Below are 14,884 nucleotides of genomic sequence, written 5' to 3' on the forward strand. Positions count from 1 at the left end.
ACCTATGCCTATAAAGCGCAGCATCGTTCATCTCATCGACAAACAGCCCGACGGCCAACCCGCCACTCTGCACGCTCGGGACAGCGCCTTGCCCAACTCCTCTACTATGGAAACACTGCTGGACGAATTGAACGACAGCTACAACGCCAAACAGAAGGCCTGGGGCTTCTTCAATGCCGACCAAGAGACCTACCCGTTCAGCAACTGGCTGGGCCAGTACCTGGAAAGCAAAAAGGATTTCGTCGCCTTCACTCGCCAGGCCGCGGAGCACTTGAAGACGTTGATGGAAGGCAACAATCTTTCCGTGGGCGGGCATGTGCTTTTCGCGCACTACTCTCATGGTGACAGCGACTATCTGGCCATCGCTTTGCTGCATCACAGCGAGGGCGTAAGCGTCACCGACTCGCTGGAACTGACCCCGGCCCGCCAGCTCGATCTCGGCTCGTTGCATCTGGCGGCGCGCATCGATCTTTCCGATTGGCGCGGCGGCGAACCGTCGCGTCAGTACATCTCCTTCATCAAGGGCAAGGGTGGCAAGCGTATCGCCGACTATTTCCGCGACTTCATCGGCTGCGAGGAAGGCGTCGATGCGCCCAGCGAGACCCGCACCCTGCTCAAGGCCTTCAGCGACTATGTCGAAAGCGAGGACTTTGCCGAGGAGCAGGCCCGGGAGAAGACCGACACCTTGATCGACTACGCCAACAACCAGGCGCGATCAGGCCAGCCGATCACCCTGGATGAGCTTTCCGGGCTGGTCGACGACCAGAAATCCAAGGCCTTCTACGACTACATTCGCAACCAGGATTACGGCCTCGGCGCCGAGATCCCCCCGGACAAGCGCACCCTGCACCAGTTTCGCCGCCTGACCGGCCGCGCCAACGGCCTCTCGGTCAGCTTCGAGAGCCACCTGCTGGGCTCTCAGGTCGAATACGACGAGACCCAGGATCAACTGATCATTCACCAGATCCCGACCTCGCTGCGGGATCAGATCAAGCGGCGCAGGGAGTGATCAGTGACGTCAGGGATGCGCGCGAATGAAATAGTCATATCCCTCTACACCAGGCCTGAGGACACCGCGCTCATCCCAGTCATCCCAGCCAGTGAACGGAATTGGAGTGCTCTCTTCGAGCGTTTCCAATCGCCGGGCCCAGCCCGCTTTATAAGTCTCGAGCTGTGCCTTGAAGGCGTCCTGAGCCTGGTAGACTGGGCCACCGCCCTGAATGCCATGCGCAAGGAACGGCGGCAAGACGTCATAACCCATGTAATAGAGCGAATAGTGCATGGGCCAGAGGAGCAGGTTGATATCGCCACCGCGACCGTTATGGGCGAAGGTCGCCGCTGGCCCACCGGTGGTCACGCAGCAGATCGCCCGCCTGCCACGGAAATGCCCCCGGTCGTAGCGGCGTTTCCCGGTATACAGCCCGCCGTAAACGAACACACGATCCATCCATCCCTTGAGCATGGCCGGCTGGGCATGCCACCACAGGGGGAACTGGAACACCACCAGATCCGCGCGCTCCAACCGCGCGATCTCGCGACGTACATCCGGTGGCAAGCTCCCTGCCTCGCTGGCATGGCGCTGTTCGGTCAGGGCCGTGAATACCTCCGGATTCGCAGGCGCCCGATAATGACCCGGACCTTCCGCGGGATCAAAGCCCTCGGCGTAAAGGTCGGACACTTCTACGGTATATCCAAGCCGCTGCAGGGTTTCTACGGCCATATCCTTGAGAGCGGCATTAAAGGAGCGTGGCTCGGGATGACAGTGAACGATCAGTACGTGCATGGCCGGTTCCTCTTGTGAGTTAAATAGAGAGCACCGAGACTATGACCCTTGCAAAAAAGAACGAACATTCCCTATTCATGAAAGCCGACTTTGCATGAATGAAAAGAACATTCAATGGGACGACCTAAGAATCGTCCTGGCAGTCGCCCAGGAAGGCACTCTATCAGGAGCGGCACGCCAGCTGGGCGTCAGTCATGCCACGGTCTTCCGCCGCCTTGCCGATATCGAGCGGCGCCTGGGCACCCAGCTATTCGAACGGGCGCGCAGCGGGTACTCGCCGACGCCGGCTGGCGAGGATATCGCGGCGGCGGCACGACGCGTCGAAACCGAGGTACTCGCCGTCGAGCGTCGTATCGCAGGGCAAGATCTTCGACCCTCGGGGACGGTACGCGTCACCACAACGGATACCCTCCTGCTAGGGCTGCTATCGCCGATCTTCGCGGCGTTTCGAAGGTCTTATCCCGAGATAGAGTTGGAAGTCGCGGTTTCCAATCAGCTTTTCAGCTTGACAAAGCGTGAGGCAGATATCGCTATCCGCCCCTCGCTTGCTCCCCCTGAGAGCCTGGTTGGACGTAGGATCGGGACCATTGCCCAGGCAATCTACAGGGCAAGCATTCAAGACTCAGACACTGCGGATTGGGTCGGACCGGATGAACGCATGGCGTATCGAGCACTAGAAATCTGGATGGCACAATCCGGCCACGACTCGCGCTGTCACTATCGGATCGATACGCTGCTGGGGATGCTGGCGGCAGTGCGTGACGGCATCGGTCGAGCGGTGCTGCCCTGCTATCTCTGCGATGACGATGAACGACTGGTCCGAGTCGGCGAGCCGATTCCCGAGCTGGCCACCGACCTGTGGTTGCTGACTCACCCGGACCTGCGCCGGGTCGCCCGAATTCGCGCACTGATGGAGTTTGTCGCGCAGGCAGTCAGCAATCGGAGTAAACAACTTCTGGGAAATAATTCTCCGCCATAGCGACTCAAAAAACTGAATAGTGAAATGCCGCGAACAGCGTTATAGTGACGACATTAACGGTCACTATTTTTTCAAGCCAAAGCAAGTCGCGAGGTGAATGCGATGATTTCTCGGGACGATATGCACGTGCTGGAAAAGGCAGGTATTCCCGATATCGAGAGCCTTGCGGCGAGTGCAGCTGAATTCATTCGTGAGCACCCGGTATATGAACAGGCCAACCCGACCAATGCCTTGTCTGTAGATGAGGAGCGCCTTCTCATGGCAGGAGGCGCCGAGGGAGTTGGTGAGCCGAACCGCATGGCATCGCAGTACAATCTGCGCTCGGCGGTCGCGCAGTATGCCCAACTGGTCAAGCGTGCTTATCGCCAGAGCGAGGTCGCCACATTGCTGGGGGTCACGACCAGTCGCGTTCGGCAACGCACCGACGAAGGCTCGCTCTATGCGCTGACCTCCGCCAATAGGCGCGTTTATCCTCGCTGGCAGTTTGACGAATCGGCCACCCTGCCCAATCTCGAGCCGGTATTGAACGCCCTCAGTGTCAGCGCTCATCCTCTCGCCGTGGAGCGCTTCTTTCTCACCCCACACCCGGACCTCGAATCGGACCTGCTGGACGCCATACTCAGCCCCCGCGACTGGTTGCTGGCAGGGCATTCCCCGGAACCGGTGATACGGATGGCCCGCGAGTTGTAGATGATCAAGACCGACGAACCGTTGCCGTTGGAAGCATTGCGCGCCCTACTTCCGGTAAAGGCCACTCTGGAAAAAGGCGAGCAGGTCTATCGACTCTTCTTCGCGGGCGGTGAACATCCTACTACCTGGGACGCTTTTCGTCATTTCGGCCCCACCGCCTCGCGCTTCGATCATCACTTACCCGATCGGGACGGTGAGGCGCAGGAGCAGTCTCGGGGCATCATGTACCTGGCGACCGGGGCAGAGGCCATTCCTACCTGTCTCGCGGAAGTATTTCAGACAGCGCGGGTCATCGATACACGATCCCGCGCACCGGTGCTGTGCTGTTTCGCCCTGCAAGCCGATGTGACCCTCCTGGACCTGACCGGCGCTTTCGCCACCAAGCTTCGTGCCTCCACCATCGGAGGTTGCTATCGCGCTTTGGCCCGACGCTGGGCGCAACGGCTCTACGACGCCTACCCTGACACGGACGGAATTCTCTATACCTCCTCGATGTATCCTGGTCGACCCGCCATCGCCCTGTTCGAACGGGGAACATCAGCCATCGCCACACGTCCCCTCTTCCATCGTCAACTGCAGGACGTAGCACTCACCAGCGTCATCGAGCGAACCGCGCAGAAGATCGGTTATCTGGTAGTGTAAAATCAGTCACGCGGGGCCCCAAAAAAGATCACCCAGGTTCTGAAATCGTCGGAAGACTCGATGAAGCGATGCTCTACCCCCGCCGGCACGAAGAAGAAGTCGCCTTGCTCGAAATCGAAAAACTCATCTTCGAGGCAGAAAGTGCCACGACCCGAGGAAATGATATAGATCTCGTCCTGGGCATGGGGTGTTTGCGTATCAACGCCTCGCGGAGAAAACAGCTCGACGGAAACGTCGCCCCGCTCGAATAGAACCGCAAAGGGCTCGGGCAGGCTGGGAAGCAATGCAGCCGCCTCGCTTTCATCGATAAAGTTGACGTTCTTTGTTTGTGCCATAGCCTGCACGCCTCGTTATTGTTGACGGTCGAGAGTAGAGTTCTTTAGTGGACTTTATTCGCCATGACGAAACAAACAAGCGCATGAAGGTATTGCCATGATCGATTTAGGCTACTGGTCCGTATTCCTCGGCGCGGCGATCGTGCTCAATATCTCGCCGGGGCCAGATCTGATCTACATCCTGTCGCGCACCATCGCCAATGGCCGCCGGATCGGCATTGCCTCATCATTAGGCGTATGCTCCGGCGCCTTCGTGCATGTAGTGGCCGCCGCCGCGGGTATATCGGCAATCCTGATGACCTCTGCCGTAGCCTTTATGGTCGTGAAGTACATCGGTGGCGCCTACTTGATCTATCTCGGCATCCAGGCATTGCGCTCCAGCGGGGCGAGCTTCGATGCTGCCCGCGTAAGTAAAAAACCAGTCACCGCCTGGAGAGCCTACAAGCAAGGGGTCATGATCGATGTACTCAACCCCAAAGTCGCCATCTTTTTCATGGCCTTTCTGCCGCAGTTCGTGCGTGCCGATGCAGGGCCGGTGGCGCTACAGCTCATCCTGCTGGGGCTCGCGGTCAATATCATTGCCGTGATCATCGAGTGTTCGATCGTATTGCTGGCGGCACGCACTACCACCTTTTTCCGCAACAGCTCGAGACTGAGCAAGTGGCTCGATCGGGTGCTGGGGACCGTGCTGGTGGCATTGGGCGTGCGTCTTGCACTATCGGAGCGTGTTGCGACCTGAATGCTCATTCATCGGCGAGCGTCCTGGCATAACATAGCTCCCAGAGTGACTGTCCGTTCAGAAAGAACTTTTGCGGCGTTTCCGATTGGCAGACAAACCCCATGGCTCGATAGAAGCCAATGGCCTGCGCATTATCCGCCAGCACCCAGAGTCGCACTGTCTTGAATCCTTGCGCTATCAGATATTCTCGAGCCTGGCACCATAGCTGACGCCTCGCGCCCTTGGACCAGCAGGCTGGTTTGACATAGAGGGACCAGATTTCGCCCTCATCATCTTTCGCTCCTTCATCGCGGCATGGGCCGAAAGCAATCCAACCCACAATTTCATCTTCAATCCGGGCAACCAGTAGCTGAGGAGTTCCGCCAATGATTGCCTTACGCCATACCGAAGCCTTCTCCTCAATCGAGAGAGTGTCAAGATAGTCGGTGGAGACGATGGATCGATAAGCCGCGCGCCAAGCTTCTATATGAATATCAGCAATCGCTCGGGCATCCTCGATGGTCGCAGGTTCAATCTGCATGGAGTTTGCTTCGCCAAGTCAAAGAGATAGTTAAAAGTAATCTCGACGCAGACAAGCGCGCCGTCCAGCGTTAGGCTACTAGGATCATTCACGCCAGTATCTTAAAGGACGTCATCATGAACGAGGAAACCTTCAACCTCAGCATCCGCAAGTTTCTAAAGAAAGTCGGTATAGGCTCTCAGCGCGAGATCGAGCAGGCGGTGGGCAAGGCCATCGAGGAAGGACGCTTGAAGGGTAACGAGAGCTTGCCCGCCCGCATGACGCTGGAAGTCGGCGATCTCAACCTCAAGATCGATTTCGAAGGGAGCGTCGAACTCGAGTAATCGAAACGCGGTAAGCTAACGTCGTCTCCATGTCCACGCCATGGCAAGCTCCTGTCATGGCGCTCTTTTCGTTTCATCACGCCGCTACAGGTTGCCATGTTTCGTTTCTTCGAAAGGCTGGTCGATCCTTACCCCCAAGCGCAGCCCCGGACACCGCCCAAGGGCCTGCTGGCGTTTCTCTACCACTACTCCCGGCCGGTTCTGCCGCTATTGATCCTGATGTCGTTGCTGACGGCGGCGGTTTCGAGCGTCGAGGTGGTCTTTTTCGCCTATATGGGCAATCTGGTCGATTGGCTCAACGATACGCCCCGAGAGTCGTTCTTCGCCGAGTACGGCTGGGAACTCGCGGGCATGGCTGCGCTGGTGCTGGTGGTGTTCCCGCTGTTGGTACTGGCAAGCTCCTTGGTCACCCATCAAGGCGTCTTCGGCAACTATCCGATGATCGTGCGCTGGCTCGCTCATCGCTATGTGCTGGATCAAAGCCTGCCCTTCTTTCAGGACGAGTTTGCCGGACGCGTCTCCCAGAAGATCATGCAGACGGCGCTGGCCATTCGCGAGACGGTGATGAAGCTGATGGACGTCTTCGTCTACATCATCGTCTATTTCGTCGGCGCCCTGATCCTGATGGGCGGCACCGAACCCTGGCTGATGCTGCCGCTGGTGCTGTGGCTGACGGGCTATATCGCCATCCTGGTCTACTTCGTGCCGCGCCTACGCAGGATTTCCATGGCCCAGGCCGACGCTCGCGCCGAGATGACCGGCCGGGTCGTCGACAGCTATACCAATATCCAGACCATCAAGCTGTTCGTCCATACGCGCCGTGAACAGGCCTACGCGCGGGGCGCCATGGACGGTTTCATGGGCACGGTCTATAAACAGATGCGACTGGTGACCCAGCTCACCGTGTGCCTGCAGACCCTCAACTCCCTGCTGCTGGTCGCGATTGGCGCAATCGCCATACTCGCCTGGCATCAGACACTGATCTCCCTGGGGGCGATCGCCGTGGCCATCGGCCTGGTGATGCGCCTGCGCGGCATGTCGGACTGGATTCTGTGGGAGGTCGCCAGTTTGTTCGAGAACATCGGCACCGTGCAGGACGGCATCAACACCATCGCCCAGCCGGTCACGGTCGCGGATGCACCAGACGCAAAGCCGCTGATCATCACTCACAGCGAGATACGTTTCGAGCGGGCTGGCTTCCACTATGGTGAGTCCCTGTCGAGCCAGCAGCCACAGCGCGTCATCGAGGATTTGTCGTTGACCATCCGCCCGGGAGAAAAGATCGGCCTCATCGGCCACTCCGGCGCGGGCAAATCGACGCTGGTCAATCTGCTGCTGCGCTTCTACGATCTCGAAAGCGGGCGCATCCTGATCGACGGTCAGGACATCCGCCAGGTGACTCAGGAATCACTGCGCCGTCAGATCGGCATGGTAACTCAGGATACGTCGCTGCTGCACCGCTCGGTGCGCGATAACATCCGTTATGGTCGCCCCGATGCTTCGGACGAAGACGTCGTCGCTGCGGCCCGGCGCGCCCATGCGGATGAATTCATCGGCGCACTGTCTGACGCACACGGGCGCACCGGTTACGATGCCCATGTCGGCGAACGGGGCGTCAAGCTCTCCGGCGGCCAGCGCCAGCGCATCGCCATCGCGCGAACGCTGCTCAAGGATGCGCCGATCCTGATTCTCGACGAGGCTACCTCGGCGCTGGATTCAGAGGTCGAGGCCGCGATTCAGGAACAGCTCTATACCCTTATGAAGGGCAAGACCGTCATCGCCATCGCCCACCGCCTGTCGACCATCGCCATGCTCGATCGCCTAGTGGTGATGGAAAACGGCCGTATCGTCGAAGCGGGCACGCATGATGAACTGCTGCGTCAGAACGGTCTGTATGCCCGCCTCTGGCGCCGGCAATCCGGCGGTTTCCTGGATGATGTCCCCGATGCTGTCAAAGCGAAGGATTCAACGTCTCATTCATCCGCCTGACTATCCGTGATAAGGCGCCACGGGTTGGTCGCCCTCTGCACAGGACAAGGACACTGCATGTCATCGGTCATTTCCGTCTCGCATCTTTCCAAGACCTACGCTTCGGGTTTCAAGGCCCTCAAGCAGATCGATCTGGAGATTCATCGTGGCGAGATATTCGCCCTGCTCGGCCCCAACGGCGCCGGCAAGACGACCCTGATCAGCATCATCTGCGGGCTGGTCAATCCAAGCGAAGGCACGGTACTGGCCAATGGCCACGATATCGTCAAGGAGTATCGCATGGCCCGCTCCCAGATCGGTCTGGTACCCCAGGAGCTGACCACGGACGCCTTCGAGACGGTATGGAACACGGTGAGTTTCAGCCGCGGTCTGTTCGGCAAGGCGGAGAGCCCCGAGCATATCGAAAAGGTGCTCAAGGATCTGGCGCTGTGGGAAAAACGCGACGACAAGCTGATTACCCTCTCCGGCGGCATGAAACGCCGGGTACTGATCGCCAAGGCGCTCTCTCATGAGCCGCAGATCCTGTTTCTCGATGAACCTACCGCCGGTGTGGATGTGGAACTGCGCCGGGACATGTGGGAGGTGGTGCGTGGGCTTCGCGCCAATGGCGTGACCATCATTCTGACCACCCATTACATCGAGGAAGCCGAAGAGATGGCGGATCGCATCGGCGTGATCAGCAATGGCGAGATCATTCTGGTGGAAGAGAAGACTGCTCTCATGCAGAAGCTCGGCCGCAAGCAACTGACGCTGCAATTACAGGAACCGCTCGAGACCATTCCGGGCAACCTGAACGGCCACGATCTGGAACTTGCTGCGGACGGTCATGAACTGGTCTACACCTACGACTCTCAGCAAGATCGTACCGGCATTCCCGGCCTGCTCGGTGAACTCAATGCGGCGGGCATCCACTTCAAGGACCTGCATACCAATCAAAGCACGCTGGAAGAAATCTTCGTCAGTCTGGTGAGGGAGCGTCAATGAACATTCAAGCCGTGCGATCCATCTATCGTTTCGAGATGGCCCGGGCCCGACGCACCCTGCTGCAAAGCGTGGTGTCGCCGGTGATTTCCACCTCGCTCTATTTCGTGGTCTTCGGTGCCGCCATCGGCTCGCGCATCACCGAGGTCGAGGGGGTCAGCTATGGCGCCTTCATCGTGCCCGGGCTGATCATGCTGATGCTGCTGACCCAGAGTGTGTCCAACGCCTCGTTTTCGATCTTTTTTCCCAAGTTCTCGGGAACGATCTATGAGCTGCTGTCGGCACCGGTCTCCTACTTCGAAATCGTGCTTGGCTATGTCGGAGCCGCTGCCACCAAGACCATCGTGCTGGGTTTGATCATTCTGGCCACGGCCAGCCTGTTTGTGCCGCTGCGCATCGAGCATCCCTTCTGGATGCTGCTGTTCCTGGTGCTCACGGCGCTAACCTTCAGCCTGCTCGGATTCATCATCGGTATCTGGGCGGATACCTTCGAGAAACTGCAACTCGTGCCGCTATTGATCATCACCCCGCTGACCTTTTTGGGTGGCAGTTTCTATTCAGTCAACATGCTGCCGCCGATCTGGCAGACCATCACCCTGTTCAACCCGGTAGTCTATCTGGTCAGCGGCTTTCGCTGGAGCTTCTACGGCATCAGCGACGTCAGTCTGGGCGCGAGCGTGGCCATGATCGTGCTGTTCCTGGGCCTGTGCCTCGGCGTGGTGGCCTGGATATTCAAGACCGGGTATCGGATCAAGCCTTAGAAACTGGAATAGATAATGGCATGATCAGCCTGATCACCAGCCCACCCGAGGTGCTATTGGCTGCCTCGGCGCTCCCTCCATGAGCCGCGAGAATATCCTTGGCGATGGCGAGCCCTAGCCCCCAGCCTTTGCCGCCCCGGGCCTGATCCGAGCGGAAGAAGGGCTCGAACAGCTTGTTCAGGTCCTCATCCGGCACACCGGGGCCTTCGTCGCGAATCTCACAAAGCAGCCGTTGTTCTTCCAGGGTCACCTTGATATGGATCTCTGACCCTGAGGGTGAGTGATCCATGGCGTTTTGCAACACGTTATCCAGGGCGCGATGGATCAGATCGGCGTCACCGAGAATCGTCGCCTCGTCTGCATGCTCCTTTACGCTCAACTGGCAATCTACGCCACGCTGGGCGGCGTAATCCTTCGCGCCATCCAATACCTTCTCCAGCACGCCGACAAAACGCAGCGATTGCCGCTCGATTGTTCCGCCCTTCTCGCTCACCCTATACAGCGTGAGAAGCTGGGCGGTCATTGCCTCCAATCGTTCGTTCTGGCGCAGGATGGTCGCCATCAACTCCGGTTCCTGTCCGCCGTCCACGGCCAGCTCGATGGCCACGCGTTGGCGCGCCAGGGGTGTGCGCAAATCGTGGGAAACATCACGCAGGAGCTGATGCTGGCGGGTCAGCAGCGTGTCCAGGCGCGCCGTCATGGCGTTGAAAGCGCTTGCCAGAGCACCGATCTCGTCACGCCGATCGACGACGGAGGCGCTCACCCGCAGCGAGGTATCGCCCTCGGCAATGGCGCGAGCGGTGGTTTCCACCTGGCGCAGCGGCCGGCTGATGTGACGAGCAATCCACCAGCAGGCGAAGGTAATCAAGCCAAACGTCAGGCCCAATTCAAGCGAACGAAACCAGCGAGGATCGAGCCAGCCCTGGCCACGCCCACCGCGCGGCCAGGCCAATAACTGATATCCTTGGGGCGCGGCGATCACCGCCGGGCGCTGAGGATAGCCCTCTCGACGACTGCGTGGGCGACTCCTCGGACCGATGCCTTCAGTTTCGTCTCCTTCCAGCAGAATCAGCTGCAGTTGCAAACGCTGACCTTCCCGGTGGAGAAACCGCCGAGCCGCACGACGCTGGTTCGAGGTTTCCAATTCGACTGCTTGCTGGGCAAGACGCACGAGGTCTTCGCGCTGTTCGAGCTGGACACGCTCCCTTCGAGCCAACTCGTGCAGCGCCATGTTGCTGGCAAACACGGCGACGATCATGGCGATCCAGATCAGCAGGAAGATACGCCAGAACAGCGGCCAACTCAGACGACGCTTCATGCCGGGCTCCGGTAGCTGTAGCCCAGGCCACGCACCGTCTCGATACGGGATTCTTCCCCACCGTCCAGCTTGCGCCGCAGGTTGCTGACGTGCATGTCCAGGGTGCGATCATGCGGCGTCAATCGCCGGCCCAGGGCCCACTGCATCAGATCGGTCTTGCGCACCACCGACCCGATCCGGCTCAGCAGCACCTGGAGAATCTCATATTCAGTGGCGGTCAGGTCCAGCGGCTGCCCGTTCTGGAATACCCGACGCTGATCCGGTTCAACACGCAGATCGCCAATGGTCTGGGCGCCATCGATATCGGTTTCCCGATCCCAGGCAACGCGTCGCAAGATGGCCTGAATGCGCGCAACCAGCTCCCGCGGATTGCAGGGCTTGGGAATATAGTCGTCGGCGCCGACCTCGAAACCGACAATGCGATCGGTTTCCTCGCCACGCGCAGTGAGCAGGATCACCGGCAGGCGCGTTCTGACGCGCAGGCGGCGCAGTACTTCCAGACCGTTGATATCCGGCAGCATGATATCCAGCACCACCAGATCGACGAAGTCATCCTGGGCAATTGCCAGTCCCTCGAGACCATTGGCTGCCTCTCGCACGTCCAGTCCTTGCCCGCTCAGATAGCGCGCCAGCAGACTACGTAGTTCGTCGTCGTCCTCGATGAGTAAGATGCGGCTCTGCACTCGTTGTTCTCCGCTTGAGGCTCGTCTCGATTGTTCTGCCTAGATTGTATCCTGCTGCATCAGTGCCATTCTCCGCCTTTACTCAATCTTTACATCGTCCTGACGGCACCTGACATCCCGAGCGGTACGCTGTAACCAATCCAGAGCGATCGCCCTGGCCCACAGTGAACCACGAGGAGAGCATCATGAAATTTCCAACTTCAAGCAAGTTGATCCTGCCCCTGGCCATTGCCGCCACACTAAGCGCTAGCCCGCTGGCGTTGGCCTGGTCCGGCGGCGGCTACAACGGTGGTGGCGACGGTTACGGCAAGCAATCCCAGCGCAACTGCCAGCACGGCAAGCAGTCCGGCATGATGCGCGGCTCCCAAGGCAAGATGAGCCAGCACCGCTTCGAGCACATGGCCATGCGCCTTGGCCTAAGCGAAGACCAGCGCGATGCGATGCGCGATATCTTTGACGAAAAGCGCGAGGAGCGCCGTGACCAGCGCCAGCAGAAACAAGACCAGGACCGTCCACAGCTGTTCAGCGGCGACCCGACCAGCAGTGACTACCAGGCGAGGGTCGAAGAGGCTGCGGACAGGGCTGCCGAAATGGCCCGCCAGCGGGTTCAGTCCCGTGCGGATACATACAGCGCCCTCTATGAGGTGCTAGATGAAGAACAGCGTGACATCTGGGCCAAGATGCAATCCGAGCGTCAGGAAATGAAAGCCGAGCGCCGGGAGATGAAGGCCGAGCGCATGGAGCAGCGCAGGGATGGGGATCGCCGTAACTGATCCTGAACCGGCCGGGGGCGAATTCGTGTCGGTCCCCGGCCACCGTCTCGACTCATCGCAACGAGACAGAGGGTCATGAAACCTATCAAGTGGGTATTCGTCTAGTACATCCGTGTGCTTGCCATGACGCTCTGCGCTTCCCGTCGCCGCTGGGCGCGCCCCAGCACAAAGCCGGTACCGGCCCAGGTCAGGGCAATCCCGGCGCCGATGAACATGGCAAGCCCCGGCAGTTCGGCAAGCAGATCCAGCGCGCGCTTGAGCCAACCGCTGATGGCGTCGCCGCCACGATAGATAACGGTGTCGATGAAGTTCTTGGCTTTGAATTTCTGCTGCGGCGACACCACCGTGTAGAGCATTTCCCGCCCCGGCCGCACCAGGGCGTACTCGCCGAACCGGCGTGCCACCATGATCACCACGAATACGGCGAAGGTAGGCGCCAGAGCCAACCATATGAAACCGCCGGCAATCACCAGCGGCACCGCCACCAGCAGCACGCCGATGCCCAGGCGTTGGGCAATACGGCCGGTAAGAAAGGCTTGCGTGAAAATCGCCAGGGCCTGTACTGCCATATCGATCAGACCGAATACCTGGGTCTGCTGGACGGGGTCAGGGAAGCGCTGCGCCACCAGTTCGGCCTGCTCGAAATAGAGAAAGGTGCTGACGCTGGCCAACAGGACCACGAACAGGGCAATACCCATCAAGAAAGGGGTGCGCGCCACTTCCACGGCGCCATCGAAGGGGTTGCCCCCCAGGCTGACATGGCGCTCCTCCTCTGCGGGCCGTTCATCCTGGGCCAGCGGGTGTCTGTCACGCCAGCGGTAGAGCCACATGGCGGCACCGACACTGCCCGCCAGCAACAGGGCCGCCAACGTCAGCAGACCGCTATGCTGTAGAGGCGCGACCAGCAAGATCCCGGCGCTGGGCCCCACCAGACCACCAAGGCTTGCGCCCCCTGCCATCATGCCAAACAGGCGCTTGGCCTGTGCCGTGGAAAAGACATCCGCGAGCACGCTCCATGCCAGGGAAATCGCCACCAGATTGAACACGGATAGCCAGATATAGAAGGCGCGCGCCAGCCAGGGATTGTCCGGCTGCCCCAGAAACAACGCCGCGAACAGCAGCAGGTTGAGGATAAAGAAGCCGTAGGCGTAGGGCAGGATACGTCGTCGGGCCACCCGGGATGCCAGCCAGCCAAAAAGCGGCAGTACCAATAGCGTGGACACGAAGGTGCCGGTGAACAGCCATTGCAGGTTATCCACGCCACCCGCCACGCCCATGGTTTCGCGTACCGGCCGGAGCATGAAATAGCCGGTGAACAATAGAAAGAACAGGGTCAGGCCGGCCAACACCGGCGGGGTTTCTCCTGGGCGTAAATTGAACAGGCGCGTCAAGAAGCCCATTCACCTAGAGTTCCATGGCGATCAACTCGCGTTGCTGCGCCTCACTCAACAAGGGGCCATAACCGGCCCGGAGATTGTCCCGCTGATGGGTAGGCTTGCTGGTAGCCGGAATCACCGCAGTCACCGCCGGATGGCTGATGGCAAATTTGAGAAACAGCTGTGCCCAGCTCTGCGCGCCGACCTCCCCGGCCCAGCCGGGTAGGGGCTTACCCTCCACCTTCGAGAAAAGATCGCCGTCATCGAAAGCGCGGTTGATCAGGACCGCCACCCCCTTGTCCCGAGCCAAAGGAAGCACTTCCTGAGCGGCCTGGGGGGAACTGATGGAATAGTTGATCTGGATGAAGTCCAGCGGTTCCTGGCGCAGAATACGCGCCATCTCATCCAACCCATACGGCGTGTAATGGGTTATGCCCACGTAGCGCGTCTTGCCCTTTTCCTTGAGTTCATGGGCGTAGGCAAGCTGCGTTTGCCAGTCCCGCAGGTTATGGACCTGCAACAGTTCAACGCGATCGGTGCGCAGGGCTTCCAGGGAGCCCCGCCATTGTCGCTCCGCCGCCTCGCGGCTGTCTGCGGCGATCTTGGTCGCCAGGAAACACTGATCGCGCCAACCGCCTTCCTCAAGCAAGGCGCCAAGTATCCGATCCGCACCGGCGTAGTTCGGTGACGTATCGAACACCGTTGCGCCACTGGCGAAGAAGATCGTCATGACTTCGCGAAGACGCTGGTATTTGTCCGAGCCGATGTCCGCCACGAAACTGCCGGAGGTGCCTGCGCCGATAACCGGGAGCTGTTCGCCGGTGCCGGGAATCGCGCGAGTACGCAGCGTTTCCGAGGGAGGCAATGCATCAGCATCGTTCTGGCCATCGGAAGCGAGCGTCGAAAAAGACGTGCCGAATGCCAGACCGGCGCCCATCCAGAGAGAGGTAGCGAGAAAATCGCGACGTGATTGCATGACGTTCTACTTTCCT

General features: G+C 59.7%; 17 protein-coding genes. 10 read left to right on the forward strand and 7 right to left on the reverse strand.

Translation table 11 applies throughout. From position 1 onward, the window contains the following. Positions 1-4 precede the first annotated feature (4 nt). Positions 5-1,009: a nucleoid-associated protein YejK gene (yejK, locus tag ACPF7Z_RS14765; protein WP_425194015.1), complete on the forward strand. Its 1,005-nt coding sequence runs from the start codon at positions 5-7 to the stop codon at positions 1,007-1,009. 9 nt (positions 1,010-1,018) lie between these two features. Here the strand turns inward: yejK and ACPF7Z_RS14770 are convergent, their stop codons facing one another. Continuing rightward, entirely contained in the window at positions 1,019-1,783 is a 765-nt protein-coding gene (locus ACPF7Z_RS14770; protein ID WP_425194016.1) for an NAD(P)H-dependent oxidoreductase, read from the reverse strand. A gap of 94 nt (positions 1,784-1,877) precedes the next feature. Here ACPF7Z_RS14770 and ACPF7Z_RS14775 point away from each other — a divergent pair, with 94 nt between their 5' ends. The 3 genes from ACPF7Z_RS14775 (at position 1,878) to ACPF7Z_RS14785 (ending at position 4,094) form a co-directional block, all read left to right on the forward strand. Next, positions 1,878-2,762, forward strand: a complete 885-nt coding sequence (locus ACPF7Z_RS14775; protein ID WP_425194017.1) for a LysR family transcriptional regulator — start codon at positions 1,878-1,880, stop codon at positions 2,760-2,762. 102 nt (positions 2,763-2,864) lie between these two features. After that, a complete protein-coding gene (locus ACPF7Z_RS14780; protein WP_425194018.1) occupies positions 2,865-3,452 on the forward strand; it encodes a hypothetical protein in 588 nt (195 codons plus the stop codon). After that, on the forward strand, positions 3,453-4,094 hold the full coding sequence (locus ACPF7Z_RS14785; RefSeq protein WP_425194019.1) for an RES family NAD+ phosphorylase: 642 nt from the start codon (positions 3,453-3,455) through the stop codon (positions 4,092-4,094). It begins immediately after the preceding gene. Positions 4,095-4,096: 2 nt separating this feature from the next. Here the strand turns inward: ACPF7Z_RS14785 and ACPF7Z_RS14790 are convergent, their stop codons facing one another. Continuing rightward, positions 4,097-4,429: a cupin domain-containing protein gene (locus ACPF7Z_RS14790; protein ID WP_425194020.1), complete on the reverse strand. Its 333-nt coding sequence runs from the start codon at positions 4,427-4,429 to the stop codon at positions 4,097-4,099. Positions 4,430-4,526: 97 nt separating this feature from the next. Between ACPF7Z_RS14790 and ACPF7Z_RS14795 the strand changes: the two genes are divergently transcribed. Further along, entirely contained in the window at positions 4,527-5,168 is a 642-nt protein-coding gene (locus tag ACPF7Z_RS14795; RefSeq protein ID WP_425194021.1) for a LysE family translocator, read from the forward strand. A gap of 4 nt (positions 5,169-5,172) precedes the next feature. Here the strand turns inward: ACPF7Z_RS14795 and ACPF7Z_RS14800 are convergent, their stop codons facing one another. Continuing rightward, positions 5,173-5,688: an N-acetyltransferase family protein gene (locus ACPF7Z_RS14800; protein ID WP_425194022.1), complete on the reverse strand. Its 516-nt coding sequence runs from the start codon at positions 5,686-5,688 to the stop codon at positions 5,173-5,175. A 116-nt stretch (positions 5,689-5,804) separates the two neighbouring features. Here ACPF7Z_RS14800 and ACPF7Z_RS14805 point away from each other — a divergent pair, with 116 nt between their 5' ends. The 4 genes from ACPF7Z_RS14805 (at position 5,805) to ACPF7Z_RS14820 (ending at position 9,742) form a co-directional block, all read left to right on the forward strand. Continuing rightward, on the forward strand, positions 5,805-6,011 hold the full coding sequence (locus tag ACPF7Z_RS14805; RefSeq protein ID WP_425194023.1) for a DUF6494 family protein: 207 nt from the start codon (positions 5,805-5,807) through the stop codon (positions 6,009-6,011). Positions 6,012-6,107: 96 nt separating this feature from the next. After that, complete coding sequence (locus ACPF7Z_RS14810; RefSeq protein WP_425194024.1) at positions 6,108-8,000, forward strand: ABC transporter ATP-binding protein; 1,893 nt, start codon at positions 6,108-6,110, stop codon at positions 7,998-8,000. 57 nt (positions 8,001-8,057) lie between these two features. Continuing rightward, complete coding sequence (locus tag ACPF7Z_RS14815) at positions 8,058-8,984, forward strand: ABC transporter ATP-binding protein (protein ID WP_425194025.1); 927 nt, start codon at positions 8,058-8,060, stop codon at positions 8,982-8,984. Then, a complete protein-coding gene (locus tag ACPF7Z_RS14820) occupies positions 8,981-9,742 on the forward strand; it encodes an ABC transporter permease (protein ID WP_425194026.1) in 762 nt (253 codons plus the stop codon). Before ACPF7Z_RS14815 ends, ACPF7Z_RS14820 begins: the two co-directional genes overlap by 4 nt. Here the strand turns inward: ACPF7Z_RS14820 and ACPF7Z_RS14825 are convergent. Next, positions 9,732-11,060, reverse strand: a complete 1,329-nt coding sequence (locus ACPF7Z_RS14825) for a sensor histidine kinase (protein ID WP_425194027.1) — start codon at positions 11,058-11,060, stop codon at positions 9,732-9,734. The genes ACPF7Z_RS14820 and ACPF7Z_RS14825 overlap by 11 nt on opposite strands. Then, positions 11,057-11,743 carry a response regulator gene (locus ACPF7Z_RS14830; protein ID WP_425194028.1) on the reverse strand — a complete coding sequence of 229 codons (687 nt, stop codon included), beginning with the start codon at positions 11,741-11,743 and terminating at the stop codon, positions 11,057-11,059. The genes ACPF7Z_RS14825 and ACPF7Z_RS14830 overlap by 4 nt, the downstream gene beginning before the upstream one ends. A gap of 185 nt (positions 11,744-11,928) precedes the next feature. Between ACPF7Z_RS14830 and ACPF7Z_RS14835 the strand changes: the two genes are divergently transcribed. Then, on the forward strand, positions 11,929-12,516 hold the full coding sequence (locus ACPF7Z_RS14835; protein WP_425194029.1) for a Spy/CpxP family protein refolding chaperone: 588 nt from the start codon (positions 11,929-11,931) through the stop codon (positions 12,514-12,516). Between the two features lie 101 nt (positions 12,517-12,617). Here the strand turns inward: ACPF7Z_RS14835 and ACPF7Z_RS14840 are convergent, their stop codons facing one another. Then, positions 12,618-13,916 (reverse strand): NTP/NDP exchange transporter, encoded by a 1,299-nt coding sequence (locus tag ACPF7Z_RS14840; RefSeq protein WP_425194030.1) that lies wholly within the window; start codon positions 13,914-13,916, stop codon positions 12,618-12,620. A 4-nt stretch (positions 13,917-13,920) separates the two neighbouring features. Continuing rightward, entirely contained in the window at positions 13,921-14,868 is a 948-nt protein-coding gene (locus ACPF7Z_RS14845) for an aldo/keto reductase (protein WP_425194031.1), read from the reverse strand. Positions 14,869-14,884 lie beyond the last annotated feature (16 nt).

The organism is Halomonas sp. GXIMD04776 (assembly GCF_049808615.1).
In the GTDB taxonomy this organism is placed as follows: Bacteria; Pseudomonadota; Gammaproteobacteria; order Pseudomonadales; family Halomonadaceae; genus Modicisalibacter.